Raw genomic sequence first — 20,565 nt, 5'->3', positions numbered from 1 at the left:
AGGGTGATGGCGACGCCCATGTTGCTAATAAAAAAGGACTAGTAATTAGTCCTTTTTTTAATGAGTTCAGCGCTTAGTGCCTAATGTAAAGTACGTAAGCTTAAACGCCCAGTGGGTGATTGATAATCATCGAAACAGAAAATAGAACCATTACTGAGCGTAATACAGTTTTTCTGAATAATACCCTCTTCATTAACTACACCATTTTCATCGGTGTTAGTGTCAATAATCACCGATGGCGCCGACGGTATACCATCAACCTTTTGATGAGAACTATCATTGTTAATGGTATCGGCTTCGTTGTCGGGGTCGGTATTCCCATCTGTACCTGGGTTCCAGGTAATACCAGAATGAAGATTTACCTCCATATACCAACCACTGCCGCCAGAAGCACAAATGTCTTCGTTAGGTAACAAAGTAGTAAAGCTCAGCTTATTGGCTAGCAATAAGCTCTCGGTCACCTGACGCTCACCATAGTTGTTAGTATTATCATCTTGGGTATTGACTAAGTCGAGATACCAACCTTGTTGGGCTGTCCAATCAATGGGGTAAGAGGTAAGCAAGCGGTTAGCTGAGTCTTCTTCAATGATCGCTTGGCGCAATAAAGTATCATAAACATGAATACCATCCGCTTCACTGCGCTCTGCGGTAAGATAAGATTGATTCAGCTTATCCCAAATAACATAAACCGATTGAGTGGGTTCCCCAATGGCGTTGTTATCGGCATTTTCAACATACTTACCGGTACCAAAAGCCACCAACACACCCTCTGATAAGCCATAAGGGTGAGCGCCTACCGAAGGCCTAGTGGTAATTGGCTGTGCGCGGTAGACCGAGTCTTGTTGATCTGGGCTAGTAGCAGTAAACAATGGTTTATCATCAGTGGTAGCTAGGCCCCAAGCAGTGCTGGTTGAGCTAGAGATGTCAAAGGCCCACATATTGCCATATAAATCCCCAGAATAGACCCGATCAGCAATACCATCGCTATTTAGGTCTACCACGGCGGGCGTTGCCATTGCATTGGGCCTAGACTCACCCGTTGGATCGTCAGTGGCACCCACGCCAGTATGGAGCGTCTCAATAAGCTCGCCAGTAGTTAAGTTGGCGATGTACAGCACTCCTTCACTAACCGAAGAGTTATACCCATTAGAAAAAATAACACCAGTATCACCATTGGCAAGTTTTGCAATAGTGGGTTTAGCGCGGTTGTAACCAAGGCCAGAGAACCCCGTTGTTGAGGTATCTATTTCCCACTTGATTTTATTCTTATTGGCGCTAGACATGTCACTAACATCAATGGCATACAGGCCTTGAAAACCAGTGCCTAGAGTACCCACCACGGTGGTATTTCCTTCACTATCCGTGAAACCGGAAATACCGCCATCAACAAAATACTTATGGGTATAAGTGCTTTTGGTTAAGCTATTTAAGCCAGTAAATACTTGGCTAGGAATATACGCCATTATCTCTGAGCCATCGTCAGCATCGATAATGTGCACCATGCCATCATTGGCACCAAAGACTAACACGGGGGTACTAACACTATGGCCATTGACACTATCAACATAATAGGGAGTTGAATTAATCACATCACCCAGGGCTGAGGCACGAGTTCGCATGGAGTAAGCTAGGTCGACCTCTTCATAGGTTCTATCACCGCGCAGGTAATCAATCACGGCAGTGAGATAAGCCAACTTAACAGTATCAGAGCCACTTTGCCCGGCCAACAAGGCAACAATTTGGTCAGCACTCAAACCAGAGGCTGAACCATCAAGTGAATTGGGCGCTGCAAAATCGACCACTTGGTTACTCTCGCTATTACGGGTGTAAATATTTCTTGAGCTAACCTCTTGTTGGTCAATGCTTGTTGCGGCACTCCAGCTTTCCGTTGCACTAAAACCCCCTGCATCTGCTGCAGCAAAAGCTTTCACATCGCCGCTCCAGTATTCGCCATCAAAGGTAGATTGATACAAAAATGCCGAGCTATTTAAAAAAGTATTGTTAAATACTGGTGGAGTGGCGGATTGATTTCCACTGGCGATTTTTTCAAGTGCTTTACCAATTTGCGCGCCTAGTTGTCCAGCATTGGTCACTGGGAAAAAATTATCAGGCTCGCCACTTACGTCATTATCCCACTCGCCCGCATCAGGCACGCCATTGCCATTGGTATCGGTAAATCCGCCCCATTTAGCGGCGTACCATAAAGGAGACGGTAAGTATTCTGCATCACGAGTAGCGCTTGGGAAAAAGTTTCGAGTACGCTGGTGCGGCAGTGCTGCTTCGCTTCCGGTTTCCCGAGAATTATTCGGGAAGGCGCTATCATCCTGCTCTGGGGTATCTAGGTAATACACGGTGCCATCTTGAGCTGACAAGCTGCCATTTCCATATTTTTTTTGTACATCAAGGTAAATGCCGTCTTTATCGGTGCCAGCAATTACATAACCGGCGTGTTGTTTAAAACCAGTTGCGGTAAAAGTGGTGTTAAGCGCCAGTTGCACCCCAGTTCTTTTTAGTTCGTCGTCACAACTATTATCGGCGCTATAAACCGGGCACAAATCATCCATTACCTTATAGGTGTATTGAACAATCATGTCCATTTCATGGTCAGCGCCTTGCTCGGCATCTTCATAGTTAATGACAAACTCGCCCTCGGTAGGCTCAGATTTAATCACGTAATAATCAACGATAGTATTGGTAGGTTGGTACCCTCCCCTAGTATTACTCGCAGTTGTTTGGTAATGGCCGCCTACGGTTTTAGCAAAGGGTAAAATGTTTATTTCTTGTTCGTCTTCACCGACAAGCACTCTAATATTAGGCAACGAAGAAGACATAGAGACTACAGTCGTGTTAATGTTTTGCTTGCCGGATTTAGAAGGAAACAAATCTGTTTTGTGGCCATAATAAGCCGCTGCGGCTACCGCATAACTACCTTGTTTGGTGGGTTCTTGAGGTGATAGCCCGCGAATATTAGCCAGCGATCTAACCTCTTTGGCTGTAGGAGCCGTGGCGGTACTCAATAAACCCGTAACATCATCAGTAGATTCACCAACAAAATACTTCCCACTGATGTTTTCATTACTGCTATTCGATATCGTATTTAGTAAGACTTGTAAATTAAAGCCGGTAAGTGCTGCCGTTGAGTAACTACCGGTGTTTTCGTTATTTTCAGGAAACACTGTGGCGCCAGGCAATTCGTCTGAATCAAAAGACGGGCTAAAGTCACTAATTACAAGGTTGTGCGCAGCGGTACAATAAGGCCTACCGCCAGTTTCAGCGTACGGGTCATCCCATTGCGCATAAGGTAAACCAAGCACGGCATCAATAGCTCCGCTTCCTGAAGAATACTCGCTACTAGCAACCTCTTCACCATGAAAATAACGCAAGCTTTCATAAAGCATTTCGCCGATAGGGTTTCCCCATGAAGCACATTCTCCACTTTGGATAGGACGATCATTGATCCAACCACAGGTGGTTGTGACCCCTCCACTAGTGAAGTTTCGTGGATAGCTTTTATCTCCATAATTAAAACCAAAAATACGTAAATTATTAATGGTGCTAACGATCCCGTCTACTTCCGCTTCAAACACGCCTGTCGAAATATCGATTTCATCAGAAAAATCAGATATTACTTTGCGTAAAACTCCACCTGAGGTGTTTTTATCGAAACTACCAGTGATTAAGCCAAACTCGATACTGCCATCTTCGCCGTAGTCATGCAGTAAACCGGTGGGTTTGTAGCTGCTTTGTACCGGCCCTAAGTCGCTTTGGTACTCTTTACAGTTATCTTCTAGTTTATTTTCTACACAAACCGCTACCCTAACATTAAATGTAAGCTGATCAGCTACCGTCCCATCTAATACTGGCCTTCCTGTTGTTGCCCAATTCCAAATATCATTTTCTTGGTTGAGCTTAACTTTCAACTTAGGAGTACCACCATCAGACCACGATGCAGTGCCAAAAAAATGCTTCCTTTCATTATTTGGAAGTGAGTAAGGAGTATAGTGTGTGATGTCATATAGATTTTCTGCTACAGAGGTATAGCTCTTGCCCCATGAATGCGCATCCTGCGGAACAAACGCCCGCTCTAAGACCGTGGTGCCGTTACTATCAGTACTGCGGTAGCCACCATACAAAACTTTCCGTAATACATCCATGCGTGACATGGTGAGGTAATTTAGAAAATCGCCACTCCACTCACCACTACAGGCTTTAGTGCTTGCATCGGCCGCTTCTCCCGGAACGAACATATCGTCCTCGTAAGTGTAACAACGGTAACTATCAAAATATCCCTCATACGTTATGCTAGTGGGTTTGAAATTTAGATCTAGCTCGCCATCACCGTCTAAATCAGTGGCGTCGTTATAGGCTTCATAAAAAAGCGTATGGTCACGCCCCATCACCAGCATAACCATCGGCGAAGGTGTCGTTGCCACATAAAGCGGTGCGTCGGCCAAATCTAAATTTGCGGCCAACAAAGGAGAAGATATGACCAGTGTTGCAAGACTTAAAGCAATTTTAGGCATGATACGCATTACCAGCAACCTCCGCTTGAAGGGGTGGTTAAGCCTTGGCTATTAATGCTCATTGGACTGCAACTATCACCCGCTTGCCCGCCGTTAGGCTTCGCTGTGGCGGTTAAGGTGTAAGCAGAACCCGATACACCACTGGCTGCAAGGGTGTAATAGCTATTGAAGTCAGTGTCAGCGGAGAAATGATTAAGATTGCCACTAGTATCGGCGGCTCCAGTATAACTTAGATTCATGGCGTAAAAACTTTCCATATGTTGTGCTGCTTCCACCAAAGTTCGTTTGGCTTCTTCACGGCGAGTAGATTGCACATGGCTCAAATAACTGGGGTAGGCAATAGCGGCTAAAATGGCAATAATCGCCACCGTGATCATCACCTCTATTAGGGTAAATCCTTTTACTTGTTTCACTGTGCTACTCCATGAATGCGACATAAGATTGTAAGTAAGTCACCGCACCACCCGCACCTTCGGCTTTAGAGGTAATACGTAAAAAGCGGCGTTTGGGTATGCTAACGCCCAATACTAAACCCGAATCCACCCCGCCATCTTCGATAATGTAACTGGGAGATCCCTCTAAGTCAGCGCCACCAACATTGGTGACGGTTGTCATTTTATTTGCCGCAACCCAATTACCGTCAGCGTGCCACCATTCATCGCTGGCAAAAGCCGGCGTCACTAGGTTATTTGCTGTAGCTAAATTCAATTTGGCATCTTCGTGATAGGCTTCTTTACGCACAATATACTCGGCTTCATTAATGCCTGAGGTGGCCCGTGCAAAACTCATAGAATGATCTTGGTGAACCGCGGCATTCTTGCGGCCACTGGTGACTTGTTGAGCAATGGCCACCCCAATCATGGCAATAATTACCACCATAATCAGCGACATAATCAGCGCCATACCGGCTTGTTTAGATGCTTGTATTGGCATGTTCATTACGATCCTTGATTAAGAAGTAACACTGTTTCTGACACCGCCTGACGTAACATCTGGTCTGACGCGGTAATAGTCTCATCCAGCAATTCATAGCTATTACTATTGCTTAGGTTGCTCATGGAGACTTCTTGAGTCACCAAAATACCCATTTTAACTCGGTTAATTTGCAACCAGTCGGTCACTTCACTGGCTTTAAAGTATTTGTAATCACTATCATCAAGGCTGCCGTACAATATTTGTATATTATCGATATCTTCATCAAATACCGTGTCGCCGGTGTTATCTCGACATACCAGTTGATTGCTGGTGGAAACAAAGAAAGTAACCGTAGTTTGGGTATTTTCTGCCAGCTCATCTCCGTTACATTGAAAGATGCTGTTATTAGGAGCCGCCGCGCCAAAATACCGCAAACTAATCACGTCGGTATTTGCTTTAGCACCACTAAAACTGGCTTGATTTTCCAGGCCTTGCAGCATCTGCCCTTCAGCCCAAGTGAAACCAAAAGCATCGGCAGCGGGGACATTTGATAACAGGGTGTTTTGATACAACTGGTTATAATCACGAAATCCAGCTTGTTGCAGGTATAAACGCAAGGTTTGCATGCCCATGCGGTTTTTATTAACTAATAGATGACTGGCCCTGGTTGCTTCATAGCTTTTTTGGTCACCAATTAAAGCGGCATATAAACCGCCCACTACCAGCAATGACAACACGAGGGCAATCATCAACTCAACCAAACCAAAACCCGTTTGTTTTGTCATTACCTTACCCATACCGCCACCTCGCTGCACTGGTGACCATTTCCACTGGCGTCAGCATTACAATTTGCGACTCCAGAGCCACTTAAATTGGCATCCCAAGTCATTTGTACTGTAACGAGATTGTTCGAATGATTTAGCGAAAAACGTAGTTGCGGAATATAAGGGCTAACGGTGGCGAACCAATCACTGATTTCATAAGCGGCAAACTGAGCGCGAGTACAGCTTACGGTGCTTAAGGCACAATTTAGGCTGCTAGGGGCAGCGCCATCAGCCAGGTTGCTGGCATTAAATTCATTATTCACCGTTGACGCGGGTAATGCGCTGAAGCGCTGCACCAGATCTAACATGGCGATATTAGCCGTTTGCGCGAAACGTGCTTGTTGGGCGGTATTCACCGACTGAATTTGCAAAGCGGCATGGCCTAGCAGGCCAATTGCAACAATAACCACCGCAATCAACAATTCAATTAAGGTAAAACCCTGTTGCTTATGGGCAGTAAGTTGTTGACGGAGCTGCATACTCAATCCTCCCCATACGCGTAAGTGAAATACGTTGATCTTGATAGTCATTAGACGGTGCGCACACGGTTAGCTCTCCTGCCGATGCATGGCCTGTAGGAAAGAAACGTACCAAGGTACTGGTGCTACCGTTTGCTGAAGGGCTGTATTTAAGCTCTCCAGATTGAGGCTTAGGGTAGGCAGCAATAATCTGGGCGTTGGGATTACGGCTGTCTAAAGAGCCATCTCGATTTGTATCGAGGTAAACCAACCAGCCTTTATTGGCTCCCCAAGCAGCCTCACAACTAGTACCATTAGTCGTCGGGCATACATAACTGGAAAGATTGTTACGAATGGCTTCTTGTTGGGCAACAATCAGACTGTTAGCCAATAAGTCACGGGTGACTTTTTGCTTATTGTCTTCCATGAGACCTTGAATTGACGGTACCGCGATGACCATCACAATAATCAAAATAGCGACCGCGATCATCAATTCCATCAGGGTAAAGCCCTGCATTTTGTGGTGTTGTTTGCTACTAACAAGCATTGCTTATCATCCATAAAAAGCGTTAGCTACCGCTGCATTTAGAGTATTGTACCTAATAAATGGGTACTAATTATTTTTACGCGGGCTATATATAAAAAAATCAATATATTAGCAAAGCATTCTGGCAAACATCCTGCTTTTGTACAATAAGCAAACAAGGATTAGTTGACAGATATCATATTTCCAACTACACCACATGTAGCGTTTGCTTGACAGCTATATATTTAAACGACTTAGCCACAAATTCAATCTTTGTGACAGAACTAAAATCACGAGAATTGCACTAAAATCATTTCAGCACTCTTGGTTTGTGATAGCAAAATGTGTACTCTAAATTCACCGTTTTACTTTGCAAATACACTATGAAACATAAAGCACTGCCAGCTTATATTGATGACATTTACGTCAATAATGTTGTGGAAGATTGTGTGCGCTTTCTACAAGGAACAGCGCCATGGTGGATTAGACACTCTTGCTTAAACTGCCGCGAAGCGAAACAGCTTATAAATATTTTTATGGTGACCTTTAGTACTTGGCGAAAACGTCAAGCTCAGCCCAACCATAAACGCAATATCGGACCGAATAATTTGTATGATTTAGGCCCTTTCATTTACGAGCTAAGTTACACCATTAATCAATTGGCCAATCAAGACAGTGAACACCTCAACAATGATCTTAAGAAACTTTTAACGGCTATTTGCCAAGACTCACAGGACTTCTTGAAAAATTGGCATAACTTAAATATTGAGCAACATTCTGATTTACCACTGCCTAAAGTGATTTAACCACCAACTTTTATTTGCAGGTACTATGCGTTTATCTTTTCAGGCCGCAGATGTGTGGCCGACATACTCCAATGATCTGACTAAAATAGCTCCCTTAGTAGAGCCAGCACAATGGCTAAATTGGCAGCAATCAGACCAGCTTTATTACTGTGTTTTTAACCAAAGAGTCGTGGCCTATTGCGTAGTGGCAGCCACTGGCGAAGCCCTAGTGGTAAACCGATTTAGTGTAAGAGAGCTAACCCAAAGGCGTGGCATTGGCTTGTTTATGTTTCAACAGCTGTTGCAATTGGCTGAGTCTAAACAACTGAATTATTTGCAGTTTCCGCATAGCAATGATGCGCCAGCTCTCGGCTTCTATCAGCATTTGGGACTAAATAATCAGTTTGAATTTAAACTATAAAAAAACCAGAGCTTAGCTCTGGTTTTTAGTCTCATTTGGTTTCGCAGCTAAGCTACAAAATAATCGCTTTTAGATCGTCATTCTTACGGTCTAAATAGTGAGTCGATTGAATTTTACGGATGGTACGTGTTTTACCGCGAACCAATAAGGTTTCAGTGGTCGCGATATTACCTTGGCGATTAATCCCTTCCAGCAAATCACCTTTGGTGATACCGGTAGCCGAAAAAATAACATTGTCATTTTTCGCTAAGTCCCCAAGTAACAACACACTGTTCACTTGAATACCTTCGGCTTCACAGCGACGAATTTCATCTTCAGCTATAGCGCGGTTTTCAGGGCTATCTTCTTTCACTTGATTGCGCGGAATTAAACGGCCTTGCATATCGCCACCTAAAGCGCGAATGACTGCTGCAGAAATAACGCCTTCTGGTGCACCACCGACACAGTACATCATGTCTACTTCGCTCAGAGGCATACAAGACAAAATAGACGCTGCGACATCACCATCAGGAATAGCAAATACCCGCACACCCAATGTTTGCATCTGGCTAATCACGCCATCGTGACGTGGCTTAGCTAAAGTGATAACCGTCATCTCACTTAGGTCTTTACCTAGCACCGACGCCACCATTTTAATGTTGTCTTCTAAAGACAGATTCAAATCGATGCAACCTTTGGCTTCAGGCCCAACAACTAACTTTTCCATGTACATATCAGGCGCACGTAAAAAGGCACCTTTTTCACCAACCGCGAGCACAGCAACGGCATTGTTCTGGCCCATCGCCGTCATTCGCGTACCTTCAATGGGATCTACGGCAATATCAACGCCTTCGCCACCGGTGCCAACATGCTCACCAATATACAACATTGGCGCATCGTCAATTTCACCCTCACCAATAACCACTTCGCCATCAATATCAATATCATTGAGCATGATACGCATTGCTTGTACTGCTGCATTATCAGCAATATTTTTGTCACCACGGCCTAACCATTTATAGCCAGCTAGTGCTGCAGCTTCAGTTACGCGGGAAAAACGAAATGCCAGATCTCTTCTCATCGGAAACGCCTAATCAACTAAAAATCGTGACGAATACTAGCACAAGATTATGTTTTATTCAGCCAACTTAGTTAGGCTAAAGCTTGCTGCACCAAACTCAAGGCCTGGTCTGACAAATCTAAAGCTAAGGCTGCTTTTTGGCCTTCAGGAGACATTTTCGCCCAGGTTTTTTGCACGATATCGATCACCTTTTCATGCTGATGTTTATTAGCGAAATCAATAAAGTAGTACTTCAAAAACACTAAACAAATGACGTCCTCTAAAGCTTGAGTGAGAGGGTTGCGCTTAAGCTTTTCCTTTCGTAACAAACTACAGGTAGCGTCAATTAAGTTTTCGCCTAAATCACGCTTACGCATAATATCAGCGCACAACTCTGCATGCTTCTTGCCTAAATCAGTTCGCCACTTTAAATACCCCGCCTTTCCTTCAGGGTAATCACTACGCAATGATAACCAACGGCCAATATGCTGAGCGCGGGCGGCTATTTGTAGTTCAACCGGTGGTGCATCCATAAATTCATGTAAGCAGTTGGACATGCGCTTGCCATATAAAAACTCTTTGGCATGCTCACTACCAAGTTCATCAAACTGCTTATTTGGATCATTTAGGTTAAATTGATCAATATCGTTTAAAACCTGATTTAGAATATTTTGCTGCATGATTTATTCATTTCCCATGACTTTGTTTTAGTCTTTAACATGAACACAACATATCCTACCGATCAGCCAAATACAACACAGACGGTTACACCAAAAACCTCTTGCATAAACAAAGCAATTAACTATATGTTAAAGATAAGAGCCGCATATATGACCAATATAAAACAATTAAAAGGAGTTAATCACTATGTTGATTGGTGTACCTAAAGAAATAAAAAATCACGAATATCGTGTCGGTATGACACCCGCCAGTGTAAACGAATTAATTCAACAGGGTCATCAGGTCACCGTTGAAACTTTGGCCGGCGCAGGTATTGGTTTTGACGATAAAGATTATCAAGCGGTAGGTGCTAGCATAGCGAGCAGCGCAGCCGACGTATTTGCTGCTGCGGATATGATTGTCAAAGTAAAAGAGCCGCAAGCCATTGAACGCGCCATGTTGCGCGAAGACCAATTGCTATTTACTTATTTGCACCTTGCCCCCGATCCAGAACAAACCCATGACCTCATCAAGTCAGGTGCGGTATGCATCGCCTATGAAACCGTCACCAGCCCACGCGGCGGACTACCGCTACTTGCGCCAATGTCTGAAGTCGCTGGCAGAATGGCGATTCAAGCTGGCGCGCTAGCTTTAGAGAAATCTAAAGGTGGTAGAGGCTTGTTGCTAGGTGGTGTACCAGGTGTAGAACCCGCCAAGGTGACCATTATTGGTGGTGGCATGGTTGGCCGCAACGCTGCTCAAATGGCGGTTGGCATGGGAGCAGATGTCGCCATTTTAGATCGTAACATTGATGTACTACGCGCTATTGATGCTGAATACCACGGTAAACTTAAAACGGTTTACTCCACCAGCAGCAGCATTGAACAACATGTATTAGAAGCTGATTTAGTGATTGGAGGGGTATTACTACCGGGTGCCGCGGCCCCTAAATTAATTACTAAAGATTTAGTAAAACGCATGAAAGCGGGTAGCGCGATCGTTGACGTAGCGATTGACCAAGGTGGCTGTGCCGAAACATCTAAAGCCACCACCCACCAAGATCCTATCTATATCGTTGATGATGTAGTTCATTATTGTGTTGCCAATATGCCAGGAGGGGTAGCTAGAACCTCAACCATGGCATTAAATAATGCCACATTGCCCTACATTATTACCTTAGCGAACAAAGGCTATAAACAAGCCTTGTTAGATGATGAGCATCTTCGCAACGGTTTAAATGTGATGCACGGTAAACTCACTTGTGCCGAAGTGGGTGAAGCCTTAGCACTTGAAGCCACTGACCCTATGTTGTTGCTGTCCTAGCTGAAGTAGCAAGATAAAAAAAGAGCGCTTAGCGCTCTTTTTTTATTGATGAACAGCGAGCAACTAGCGCTTTTTACCATAACCACGGTCTTTCAGGCTTCGTCCCCATTTATCTAGCCAAGCATCTAAGCCACTACGTGCATTTCCCGCAATCAAGCAAGCAGCAGAGCTGGGGCTAGAGAATTGATAATCACGCATAAATTCGTAACCATCGCCTTGACGACAAAGAACGGTATCTTCAAGTAACTGCTCACGCAAGGCCAATACAGCCGGACGTAAAGAGTCGGCACCGCCACCATTGGCCGTCGATCCCTTCACCACCATAAAGCCAGGTTTTATTTTTGCCCCAACCGGGTAACCGTGCGCCACGGCCTGTTTAACACTAAAAGAATAGTCTGCCGAAACGGCATGCTGGCTGCTTTCTACCACTAATTCGCGTAGTGAAAGTAGCTGTTGGTATAGCTCGATAGGTAAAATAGCAGCGGTTTTACGACCGTCGCTATCTATCACAAAATTAACTTTAGATAGCTCGAATGGACCGTCCATGTCAGACCAAGTGTTGATAAAGTTTGTGCAAATTTAACACAAGCCATAGGTAAATTTGAACATAAAAAAACCTCGCTAAGCGAGGTTTTTAATAAGTATTTATTCCATGGCTGCTTTGAGCTTTTTCATGGCATTTTTTTCCAACTGCCTGATTCGCTCAGCGGAGACCTGATATTGGTCTGCCAACTCTTGCAATGTGGCCTTATCTTCGTCTAACCAACGACGCTGAACAATGTGTGCATTACGCTCATCCAATGTGTTCAAGGCTGCACGTAGGCGATTAGCCGCCGCCACTTCCCAGTTTTCTTTTTCAACAAACTGAGCAACATCTGAAGATTTATCTTCAAGGTATTGAATTGGCGCAAAGCTGCCTTCGCGTTCATCATCGTCAGACGCGAGATCAAAGGCTTGGTCTTGGGCACTCATGCGAGATTCCATTTCTAAGACATCTTTAGGGGTAACACCTAGATTCTCAGCAACCATATTTACTTCATCGTTATTAAACCAACCCAAGCGTTTTTTAGACTTACGTAGGTTAAAGAATAATTTACGCTGCGCTTTAGTGGTTGCAATCTTAACCATACGCCAGTTACGTAATACATACTCGTGTATCTCCGCTTTAATCCAATGCACAGCAAAAGATACCAAACGAACACCAACACTTGGGTCAAATCGTTTTACGGCTTTCATTAAGCCTACGTTGCCCTCTTGAATCAAATCGGCTTGAGGTAAACCATAACCCGCATAATTTTTTGCTACGTGAGCAACAAACCGAAGGTGCGACATAACGAGCTCGCGGGCAGCACTTAAGTCACCGTCCTCGAACAAACGTGTCGCCAGTGCTTTTTCTTTTTCAGCACTTAGCATCTCAATTCGATTAACCGATTGAATATAGGCCTCAATACTCCCTTGCGGGACTAGCGCCATAGATGCGATCTTTTGATCCATATCAACCTCTTTAATTTACTCGATTGATGATACTACCATAGCCATCTACCAAGATCTAACCCCTAAAACCCGCCAATAGCGGCGCCGTGCGCAGCAACGAGCATTCGCTTATTTAAGACGTCATAAACTAAATATAGTTCACACTTTCAAGCACACTCTAAGTGCGTGATCTTTCCATTTAGGTGCAACTTATCCCTTAAGTAGTAAACGGATTACTTAGTCGAACAAATCACAATAAAACGCTAAACAACTGATTAATAGTATAAAAAAGGCATTTTCAATGCTTTTGAAACCACTGGCATTATGATTGCGTCACACAAAGGTATAAGCAATTTTAGTGAAAGCAAATAATGATAGAACGTATCAGTCAACATACCAGAGATAAATCTACGCACACTATCCAAGCCGCAATGGTTGATTTAGTGGGTGCAGGCCCTGGCGACCCCGAATTGCTTACCCTAAAAGCCTTACGCAGTATTGAGCAAGCAGATTTAATCCTTTATGACCGTTTGGTCAGTCAAGACATCCTTGAGTTAATCCCAACAGGCACTCAAGCCATCTACGTAGGCAAAGCAAAAGCCAACCACTGCATTCCTCAAGATCAACTTAATTTATACATGGTAGATAAAGCCAAACAGGGTTTAAGGATCTGCCGTTTAAAAGGGGGCGACCCTTTTGTATTTGGTCGCGGTAGTGAAGAACTTGAGGTATTACATCAACACGATGTGCCCGCGCGAGTCATTCCTGGGATTACCGCAGCATCAGGCTGTACCAGTTATGCCGGCATTCCGCTGACTCACCGCGGCCTTGCTACTGGCTGCAGTTTTATTACCGGCCACAAACAAGACGGAAAATTAGATATCAATTGGGCACAACTCGCCCAACTCGACCACACCTTAGTTTTTTATATGGGCCTGAGTAGCTTGCCTGAAATCAGCCAACAGCTACAAGCTTTTGGCAAGAGAGCCAACACTCCCGCAGCTTTAATAGAAAAAGGCTGCCAAAACGACCAGCGCGTTATTACCGGAACCTTAGACCAGTTACCAACGCTCGCCAGTGAACACCTTTTACAATCCCCTACATTAATTGTAATTGGTGAAGTGGTATCACTGCGCGAGCAACTCGACTGGCTAACTAAATTAGACGCGACATCGACCCCATTCGAATTAGAACATAGCGCTGCTTTAAGCGCATAGGAGAGAGTACATGGAACGTATTATCGTTGTCGGCAACGGCATGGTGGGTCACCATTTTATTGACCAGCTGATACAACAAAACAAGTTAGACCAAGTTCAAGTCACTACCTTCAGTGAAGAGTCGCGGTTAGCTTACGATAGAGTACAACTATCAAGTTATTTCTCAGGCAAAACTGCTGACGATTTGATGATGACGTCTCCAGAGTACTACGACGAACATGGTGTTCAGTACTTTGTGAATGACAAAGTAGTAGAAATTCAGCCACAGCAAAAAATTGTCGTAACCGCCAGTGGTCGCCGCGAAAGCTACGACAAATTGGTTCTCGCCACCGGCTCTTACCCCTTTGTACCTCCGATTCCTCGTCCTGAAGATAAAGCCGCTGAAGAAAATATTTTGGTTTATCGTACCATTGAGGATTTGGAAGCAATGACCAAATCGGGGGAAAATTCCAAAGTAGGCGTGGTTGTCGGTGGAGGATTACTGGGTTTAGAAGCCGCTAAAGCACTCAAAGACCTCGGTATGGAAACCCACGTAGTAGAATTTGCCCCACGCTTAATGGCCGTGCAGGTCTGTGACGGCGGTGGCGCAATACTTCGTACCAAAATCGAACAGTTGGGCGTAAAAGTACACACTGAAAAAAACACCAAAGAGATTGTTGAAGGAGAGACTACTCGCTACCGCATGAACTTTGCCGATGGCAGCAGCTTAGATACCGACATGATTTTGTTCTCTGCAGGTATTCGCCCACAAGATCAATTGGCTCGCGAAACCGGTTTAGAACTAGGTCCTCGCGGCGGCATTGTTATCAACAACCAATGTCAAACGTCTAACCCAGACATCTACGCCATTGGCGAATGTGCTTTATGGGAAGGTAAGATCTTTGGTCTAGTCGCGCCAGGTTACAGCATGGCTAAAGTTACCGTAGACCATATTGCTGGAGAGCAAACTAAAGAATTTGCTGGTGCCGATATGAGCACCAAGCTGAAATTAATGGGCGTAGATGTAGCAAGTATCGGCGATGCCCATGCCAATACCGAAGGCGCGCTAAGTTACAGTTTGAGCGACGAAGCCCGTCAAGTGTACAAAAAAGTCGTGACCAATGCCGCTGGAGACCGTCTGCTAGGTGCAGTGCTAGTGGGCGATGCCGATGATTACGGTAGCTGGTTACAACTATTCTTGAATGACATGGCGTTACCCGTCGCACCTGAGTATTTACTCGTGCCGTCTTCAGAAGAAGGCGCGAGCGCCGCCATTGGCGTAGATTCGCTGCCTGACAGCGCGCAAATCTGTTCTTGTTTTGATGTGACTAAAGGACAAATTTGCCAAGCCGTTCGCGACGGAGCCACCAGCATGGGTGACATCAAGGCTACCACTGGTGCCGCTACCGGCTGTGGGGGTTGTAGTGCCCTAGCCGTTCAAGTGATGAATGCTGAACTGGAAAACCTCGGTGTAGAAGTCAGCAACGATATTTGTGAACACTTTGCCTATTCGCGTGCCGAACTCGCCGACATTGTTCGAGTGAAGAAAATAAAAACCTTTTCGCAGTTGCTTGCAGAACACGGCAGTGGCCACGGTTGTGAAATCTGTAAACCCGCTATTGGTTCTATTTTAGCTACCTTCTGGAATGATTACGTTCTTAAAGATGAACATATTAGCCTACAAGACACCAACGATATCTTTCTAGGCAACATGCAAAAAGATGGTACTTATTCGGTAGTACCCCGCATTGCGGGCGGCGAAATTACCCCCGATAAACTGATTGTATTGGGCGAAGTCGCTAAAGAATTCGATCTTTACACCAAGATTACCGGCGGCCAACGGGTAGACTTATTTGGCGCACAGTTACACGAACTGCCAAAGATTTGGGGCAAGTTGATTGATGCCGGTTTTGAAACGGGTCACGCTTATGGCAAGTCTTTGCGTACGGTTAAATCCTGTGTGGGTTCAACATGGTGTCGTTTCGGCGTGCAAGACAGTGTAGGCATGGCCATTTTACTAGAGAATCGCTACAAGGGGCTAAGAGCCCCGCACAAAATTAAGTTTGGTGTGTCAGGGTGTACTCGTGAGTGCGCAGAAGCACAAAGCAAAGATATCGGTGTTATTGCAACAGAGGGCGGTTGGGGTCTGTATGTTTGTGGTAACGGCGGTATGCGCCCTCGACATGCCGACTTATTCGCTACCGACTTAGATGACGTAATGCTAATGCGCTACATCGACCGCGTATTAATGTTCTACGTTCGAACAGCCGACCGTTTGCAGCGCACCTCAGTATGGCTAGAGAATCTTGAAGGCGGTTTAGATTACCTAAAAGAAGTGGTTATCGACGACAAGCTAAACATTTGTGAAGAGCTAGAAGCCAACATGAACCATGTTGTTGAGAGCTACCAATGTGAGTGGAAATCGACCATTGGTGACGAGAAGAAACTGCAGCGTTTTAGTCAATTTATCAATGCTGATGAGCCAGACAATAACTTGCAATATGTGCGAGAGCGAGGCCAACGTCGCCCTGCGACTGAAGAAGAACGTATTCAAACCATCGAAATTGTAGAAGCGCCATAACTAGGAGAGTGATGATGAGTGAATTAGCTACTAAAACTTGGACCGAAGTTTGCCGCAAATCGCAACTTAGCCCAGGAACCGGTGTGTGTGCCCTCGTTAATGGTAAACAAGTCGCCATTTTTTGGGAGGGCTTAACGGACCAAATATTTGCCTTAAGCAACTACTGCCCCTTTGGCAAAGTGAATATGCTGTCACGCGGACTGATCGGTGACTATAAAGGTGAGTTGATGGTGGCGTCGCCACTTTACAAACAACGCTTTAGCCTTAAGACTGGTCAATGTTTAGATGACGAAACCGTGTCTATCCCTACCTACCCAATAAAAATTGAAGGCGATGCGATAAAAATCGCCGCTTAATCTAAAAGCAAAATAAAAATATAACCCATAGCCACGTTGAGCAATCAACGTGGCAGGGAACGCTTTAACTTTTTTAGAGACATTATAATGAGTGTAGAACGCTTTAACCTATTCGCTTTTAGCGGAAAAATGAAGATCCTCCATATGAGCTGGATGGCCTTTTTCATTACCTTCTTAGTATGGTTTAACCATGCCCCATTAATGGCCAGTATTGCAGCAAGCCTTGGGTTAACATCTAGCCAAATTAAAACCTTATTAATTTTAAACGTAGCCTTAACGATTCCAGCACGGATCGTTATTGGTATGTTTACCGACCGCTTTGGACCTCGAATTACCTACTCGACCTTATTGGCGGTATGTTCCATTCCTTGTTTCATGTTTGCCTTAGCCGACAGCTTTGAGCAAGCGGCCATTGCACGCTTTTTGTTGGGCTTTATTGGTGCGGGTTTTGTGGTGGGCATCCGCATGGTCTCTGAATGGTTCCCCGCTAAAGAACTAGGCACCGCCGAAGGTATTTATGGCGGCTGGGGTAACTTTGGTAGTGCGGCCGCAGCCATGTTATTGCCCACACTAGCGGTGCTATTTGGTGGTGATGATGGCTGGCGTTATGCGGTTGGCTTAACCGGCTTAATCAGTTTGTTATTCAGTGTCGTGTTTTTCAAAAATGTCAGTGATACCCCTAAAGGTTCTACCTACTTCAAACCCAAAAATGTTGGCGCGATGGAAGTCACCACCAAGGCTGACTTTGTATTGCTATTGGTAATGAAGGTACCGATGTACGCCACCCTTGCGTTACTCGCCTGGAAGCTCTCTCCAGCCGGTGTAAGTATGTTAAGCCAAGAAGTAGTGTTTAGCTGCTATGCAGGTTTAGTTGCTTTGTATGCCTTAGATTTTTGGAAAACGTATCAAGTAAACAAGACCATCTTTGTTAAAGCAGTGCCGAAGATTGAGCAATACAAATTCAAGCAAGTGGCGGTACTTAACGTACTGTACTTCGCGACCTTTGGCTCTGAATTAGCGGTAGTGTCAATGCTGCCATTGTTCTTTAGCGATGTATTTGAACTAGACATGGTTTACGCAGGATTATTAGCCTCAGCCTATGCTTTCATGAACTTAGCATCTCGCCCAGGTGGCGGTTGGATATCTGACCGAGTGGGCCGTAAGAAAACCTTATTAGTACTCACCGCGGGGTTAGCGCTTGGCTACTTTGGCATGGGCCAAATTGACGGTACTTGGCCACTGTTTTTAGCGGTAGCTATGGCAATGGCGTGTTCATTCTTTGTTCAAGCAGGTGAAGGCGCTGTATTTGCCGCTGTCCCTTTAATTAAGCGCCGTTTAACTGGCCAAATTGCCGGCATGACAGGGGCTTATGGTAACGTGGGGGCAGTATTTTACCTAACCGTACTAAGCTTGGTTGACTATCAAACCTTTTTCTACGTTATTGGCGCAACCGCAGTACTCGGCTTTTTTGCCTTACTGCTCCTGGAAGAACCTAAAGGCACCATTGCTGAAGTAGGCCCTGATGGTGAAGTCACGCTCATCAACGTAAGCTAACCTAGCCCCGTAAAGCGGCGTGCGCCACAATTGGCCACGCCGTTACTCAAGGAAGCGAAGCGAGTGCAACAAGAACAACAAACAGCGGGGGTATTACCCGCCAGCAGCAACCGAGTTAGTAACAGCGAAAAAGCAAACGCCACTGTGGCTAGCAACAAGTTAGAGGCGTCCTTTGGGGGCGCCTCTATCTCAGGACCTAAACCGGAGAACCAAGACGCTTGTGTAGCCAAAATCCCAGAACCCTGGACCCGTTACTATAAAGGGGTTGTCGCTATTTTAGCCGATGGCCTTAGTAGCGCTGAAAATGCCAAAGTGGCAGCGCAAATCTCGGTCACGCAGTTTGTTGAAGACTACTACGCCACCCCCGAGAGCTGGTCGGTGAATAAATCGACTGCGCAAGTTGCCAAATCTCTTAACAACTGGCTGTTTCAACAAGGCAAGCAAACCGGTTCTTACGCTTGCACCCTATCTACCTTGATCATCAAATCCCGCGTTGCGCACTTATTTCATGTAGGTGACAGTCGAATATATCGCCTCCGTGGCGGCCAGCTGCGCCAGTTAACTCGCGACCATGTGCAAATTCGCGGCAAACAAAAAAACCACTTAACCCGTGCTCTGGGCGTCGACTCTAACCTTGAATTAGATTACTCCACCCACGCAGTCGAAACCGGCGATCTATTCATGCTCACCAGTGATGGCGTGCATGACGCGTTAAGCGAGCAGCAGCTCATACAGTTACTGCAACTTGAGTTTAAAGGCTTAGAAGAACACGCCAACGCCATTGTTAATGCCGCTGAATTAGCCGGCAGTGATGACAACATTAGCGCCATGTTAGTGAGCGTAGACAATGTACCAAGCGCCGAGCTAGACGAAAGTCGCGCCCAATTATTGCATTTACCTATTCCACCCGTGATGACAATAGGTAATAAGATCGACCAATATCGAATCAGTGAAATACTGCATACTAGCCCGCGTAGCCACGTTTACTTAGTAGAAGAGCTCAACCAACAGGGTGACAACAGCGGTACCGTACGAATACTTAAAGCGCCCGACCGCAGCATGACTGATGATAACGAATACTTCGCGGGTTTCGCACGAGAAGAATGGGTAGGTAGAGTGGTGAGTAACCCACATATTATGCGCACCTTTGAGCCCGCAGGCACTCGTCGTTTTCGCTACTTAATCGCTGAATACGTGCCAGGAATAACCCTACGCCAGTGGATGGACCAACATCCTCACCCGCCAATTCAGCAAGTCGTTCGAATGCTAGAAAAACTGGCTAAAGCACTTCGAGCACTGCGCCGCTACGAAATGGTGCACCGTGATTTAAAGCCTGAAAACATCATTGTGACTGCCAACGAGCAACTCAAGCTGGTCGACTTTGGCACTGTGCAATCGGCTGAGCAATTAGAACAAAATGAAAAAAACACTAGCCCAGTAGGCTCGGTGCAATACATAGCCCCTGAGTACTTAGTAGGAGAGACAGGAAAACACCGCAGTGACATTTTCTCTTTTGCGGTGATTGCTTACGAAATGCTCAGCGGTAAACTCCCCTATAAACCAGCCCGAAGAGAGCAAGTGGCACAGCGACATTACGCAGATTGGCACTACCAAAACATTCAGCACTATCGCAACGATATGCCTGATTGGCTAGACGCAGCGCTAGAACAGGGTTGTAAGCCAAAACCTCACCAGCGCTACCAAAGCCTGTCCGAGTTTATTCATGATCTACAGCATGCCAACCCAACATTGCGCGCTAGCTATACGGCTAAACCACTAATTGAGAGAAACCCCGTTCGGTTTTGGCAATCGACCACCCTGATATTACTGGTAGTTGTCATTTGGCAATGGGCCAGCCAACTTAGTTAAGTTTCATTAGCCAAAAGTAAATTTTAATAAACGCCGCTGATTAATCAGGTGCTACCATAGCG

Annotated in this window: 18 protein-coding genes; 8 read left to right on the top strand and 10 right to left on the bottom strand. The window is 45.3% G+C overall.

Going from position 1 to position 20,565, the window contains the following annotated elements:
* Positions 1-80: 80 nt before the first annotated feature.
* The 6 genes from M0C34_RS02055 to M0C34_RS02025 are packed head-to-tail and all read right to left on the bottom strand — an operon-like array spanning position 81 to position 7,267.
* Positions 81-4,532, bottom strand: coding sequence for a pilus assembly protein (locus tag M0C34_RS02055; RefSeq protein WP_248714010.1), 4,452 nt, complete (start codon positions 4,530-4,532; stop codon positions 81-83).
* Positions 4,532-4,936: a type IV pilin protein gene (locus M0C34_RS02050; RefSeq protein ID WP_305883148.1), complete on the bottom strand. Its 405-nt coding sequence runs from the start codon at positions 4,934-4,936 to the stop codon at positions 4,532-4,534. Before M0C34_RS02050 ends, M0C34_RS02055 begins: the two co-directional genes overlap by 1 nt.
* Positions 4,937-4,940: 4 nt before the next feature.
* Positions 4,941-5,462 (bottom strand): pilus assembly PilX family protein, encoded by a 522-nt coding sequence (locus tag M0C34_RS02040; RefSeq protein WP_248714009.1) that lies wholly within the window; start codon positions 5,460-5,462, stop codon positions 4,941-4,943.
* The gene (locus M0C34_RS02035; protein WP_248714008.1) at positions 5,462-6,223 is read right to left on the bottom strand and encodes a PilW family protein; all 762 of its coding nucleotides are present in this window, start codon (positions 6,221-6,223) and stop codon (positions 5,462-5,464) included. Before M0C34_RS02035 ends, M0C34_RS02040 begins: the two co-directional genes overlap by 1 nt.
* Positions 6,223-6,741, bottom strand: coding sequence for a type IV pilus modification protein PilV (pilV, locus tag M0C34_RS02030; protein ID WP_248714007.1), 519 nt, complete (start codon positions 6,739-6,741; stop codon positions 6,223-6,225). The genes M0C34_RS02035 and pilV overlap by 1 nt, the downstream gene beginning before the upstream one ends.
* Positions 6,710-7,267, bottom strand: coding sequence for a GspH/FimT family pseudopilin (locus M0C34_RS02025; RefSeq protein WP_248714006.1), 558 nt, complete (start codon positions 7,265-7,267; stop codon positions 6,710-6,712). Before M0C34_RS02025 ends, pilV begins: the two co-directional genes overlap by 32 nt.
* Before the next feature lie 362 nt (positions 7,268-7,629).
* Here M0C34_RS02025 and M0C34_RS02020 point away from each other — a divergent pair, with 362 nt between their 5' ends.
* Both M0C34_RS02020 and M0C34_RS02015 read left to right on the top strand, forming a co-directional pair.
* Entirely contained in the window at positions 7,630-8,052 is a 423-nt protein-coding gene (locus M0C34_RS02020) for a hypothetical protein (protein ID WP_248714005.1), read from the top strand.
* A 25-nt stretch (positions 8,053-8,077) separates the two neighbouring features.
* Positions 8,078-8,452, top strand: coding sequence for an acetyl-CoA sensor PanZ family protein (locus M0C34_RS02015; RefSeq protein WP_248714004.1), 375 nt, complete (start codon positions 8,078-8,080; stop codon positions 8,450-8,452).
* Between the two features lie 52 nt (positions 8,453-8,504).
* Here M0C34_RS02015 and glpX read toward each other — a convergent pair whose 3' ends face one another.
* Together glpX and M0C34_RS02005 are read right to left on the bottom strand one after the other, a co-directional pair.
* Positions 8,505-9,512, bottom strand: a complete 1,008-nt coding sequence (gene glpX / locus M0C34_RS02010) for a class II fructose-bisphosphatase (RefSeq protein ID WP_248714003.1) — start codon at positions 9,510-9,512, stop codon at positions 8,505-8,507.
* 71 nt (positions 9,513-9,583) lie between these two features.
* Positions 9,584-10,171, bottom strand: coding sequence for a DUF4202 domain-containing protein (locus M0C34_RS02005; RefSeq protein WP_248714002.1), 588 nt, complete (start codon positions 10,169-10,171; stop codon positions 9,584-9,586).
* Positions 10,172-10,358: 187 nt separating this feature from the next.
* On the opposite strand from M0C34_RS02005, the gene ald reads away from it, so the two are divergent.
* Complete coding sequence (ald, locus tag M0C34_RS02000; RefSeq protein WP_248714001.1) at positions 10,359-11,474, top strand: alanine dehydrogenase; 1,116 nt, start codon at positions 10,359-10,361, stop codon at positions 11,472-11,474.
* 63 nt (positions 11,475-11,537) lie between these two features.
* Here ald and M0C34_RS01995 read toward each other — a convergent pair whose 3' ends face one another.
* Complete coding sequence (locus tag M0C34_RS01995; RefSeq protein WP_248714000.1) at positions 11,538-12,020, bottom strand: DUF4357 domain-containing protein; 483 nt, start codon at positions 12,018-12,020, stop codon at positions 11,538-11,540.
* Positions 12,021-12,119: 99 nt separating this feature from the next.
* Positions 12,120-12,968: an RNA polymerase sigma factor RpoH gene (rpoH, locus tag M0C34_RS01990; protein ID WP_248713999.1), complete on the bottom strand. Its 849-nt coding sequence runs from the start codon at positions 12,966-12,968 to the stop codon at positions 12,120-12,122.
* A 350-nt stretch (positions 12,969-13,318) separates the two neighbouring features.
* Here rpoH and cobA point away from each other — a divergent pair, with 350 nt between their 5' ends.
* From cobA to M0C34_RS01965, 5 genes are all read left to right on the top strand, one after another.
* Positions 13,319-14,164 carry a uroporphyrinogen-III C-methyltransferase gene (gene cobA / locus M0C34_RS01985; RefSeq protein WP_248713998.1) on the top strand — a complete coding sequence of 282 codons (846 nt, stop codon included), beginning with the start codon at positions 13,319-13,321 and terminating at the stop codon, positions 14,162-14,164.
* Between the two features lie 10 nt (positions 14,165-14,174).
* Positions 14,175-16,724 carry a nitrite reductase large subunit NirB gene (gene nirB, locus M0C34_RS01980; RefSeq protein ID WP_248713997.1) on the top strand — a complete coding sequence of 850 codons (2,550 nt, stop codon included), beginning with the start codon at positions 14,175-14,177 and terminating at the stop codon, positions 16,722-16,724.
* Between the two features lie 11 nt (positions 16,725-16,735).
* Complete coding sequence (gene nirD, locus M0C34_RS01975) at positions 16,736-17,080, top strand: nitrite reductase small subunit NirD (RefSeq protein ID WP_248713996.1); 345 nt, start codon at positions 16,736-16,738, stop codon at positions 17,078-17,080.
* Between the two features lie 87 nt (positions 17,081-17,167).
* On the top strand, positions 17,168-18,634 hold the full coding sequence (locus M0C34_RS01970) for a NarK family nitrate/nitrite MFS transporter (protein ID WP_248713995.1): 1,467 nt from the start codon (positions 17,168-17,170) through the stop codon (positions 18,632-18,634).
* 63 nt (positions 18,635-18,697) lie between these two features.
* Positions 18,698-20,503 (top strand): bifunctional protein-serine/threonine kinase/phosphatase, encoded by a 1,806-nt coding sequence (locus M0C34_RS01965; RefSeq protein ID WP_248713994.1) that lies wholly within the window; start codon positions 18,698-18,700, stop codon positions 20,501-20,503.
* Positions 20,504-20,565 lie beyond the last annotated feature (62 nt).

It is taken from the genome of Agarivorans sp. TSD2052 (assembly GCF_023238625.1).
In the GTDB taxonomy this organism is placed as follows: Bacteria; Pseudomonadota; Gammaproteobacteria; order Enterobacterales; family Celerinatantimonadaceae; genus Agarivorans.
This window is presented reverse-complemented; position numbering and strand designations above follow the sequence as displayed.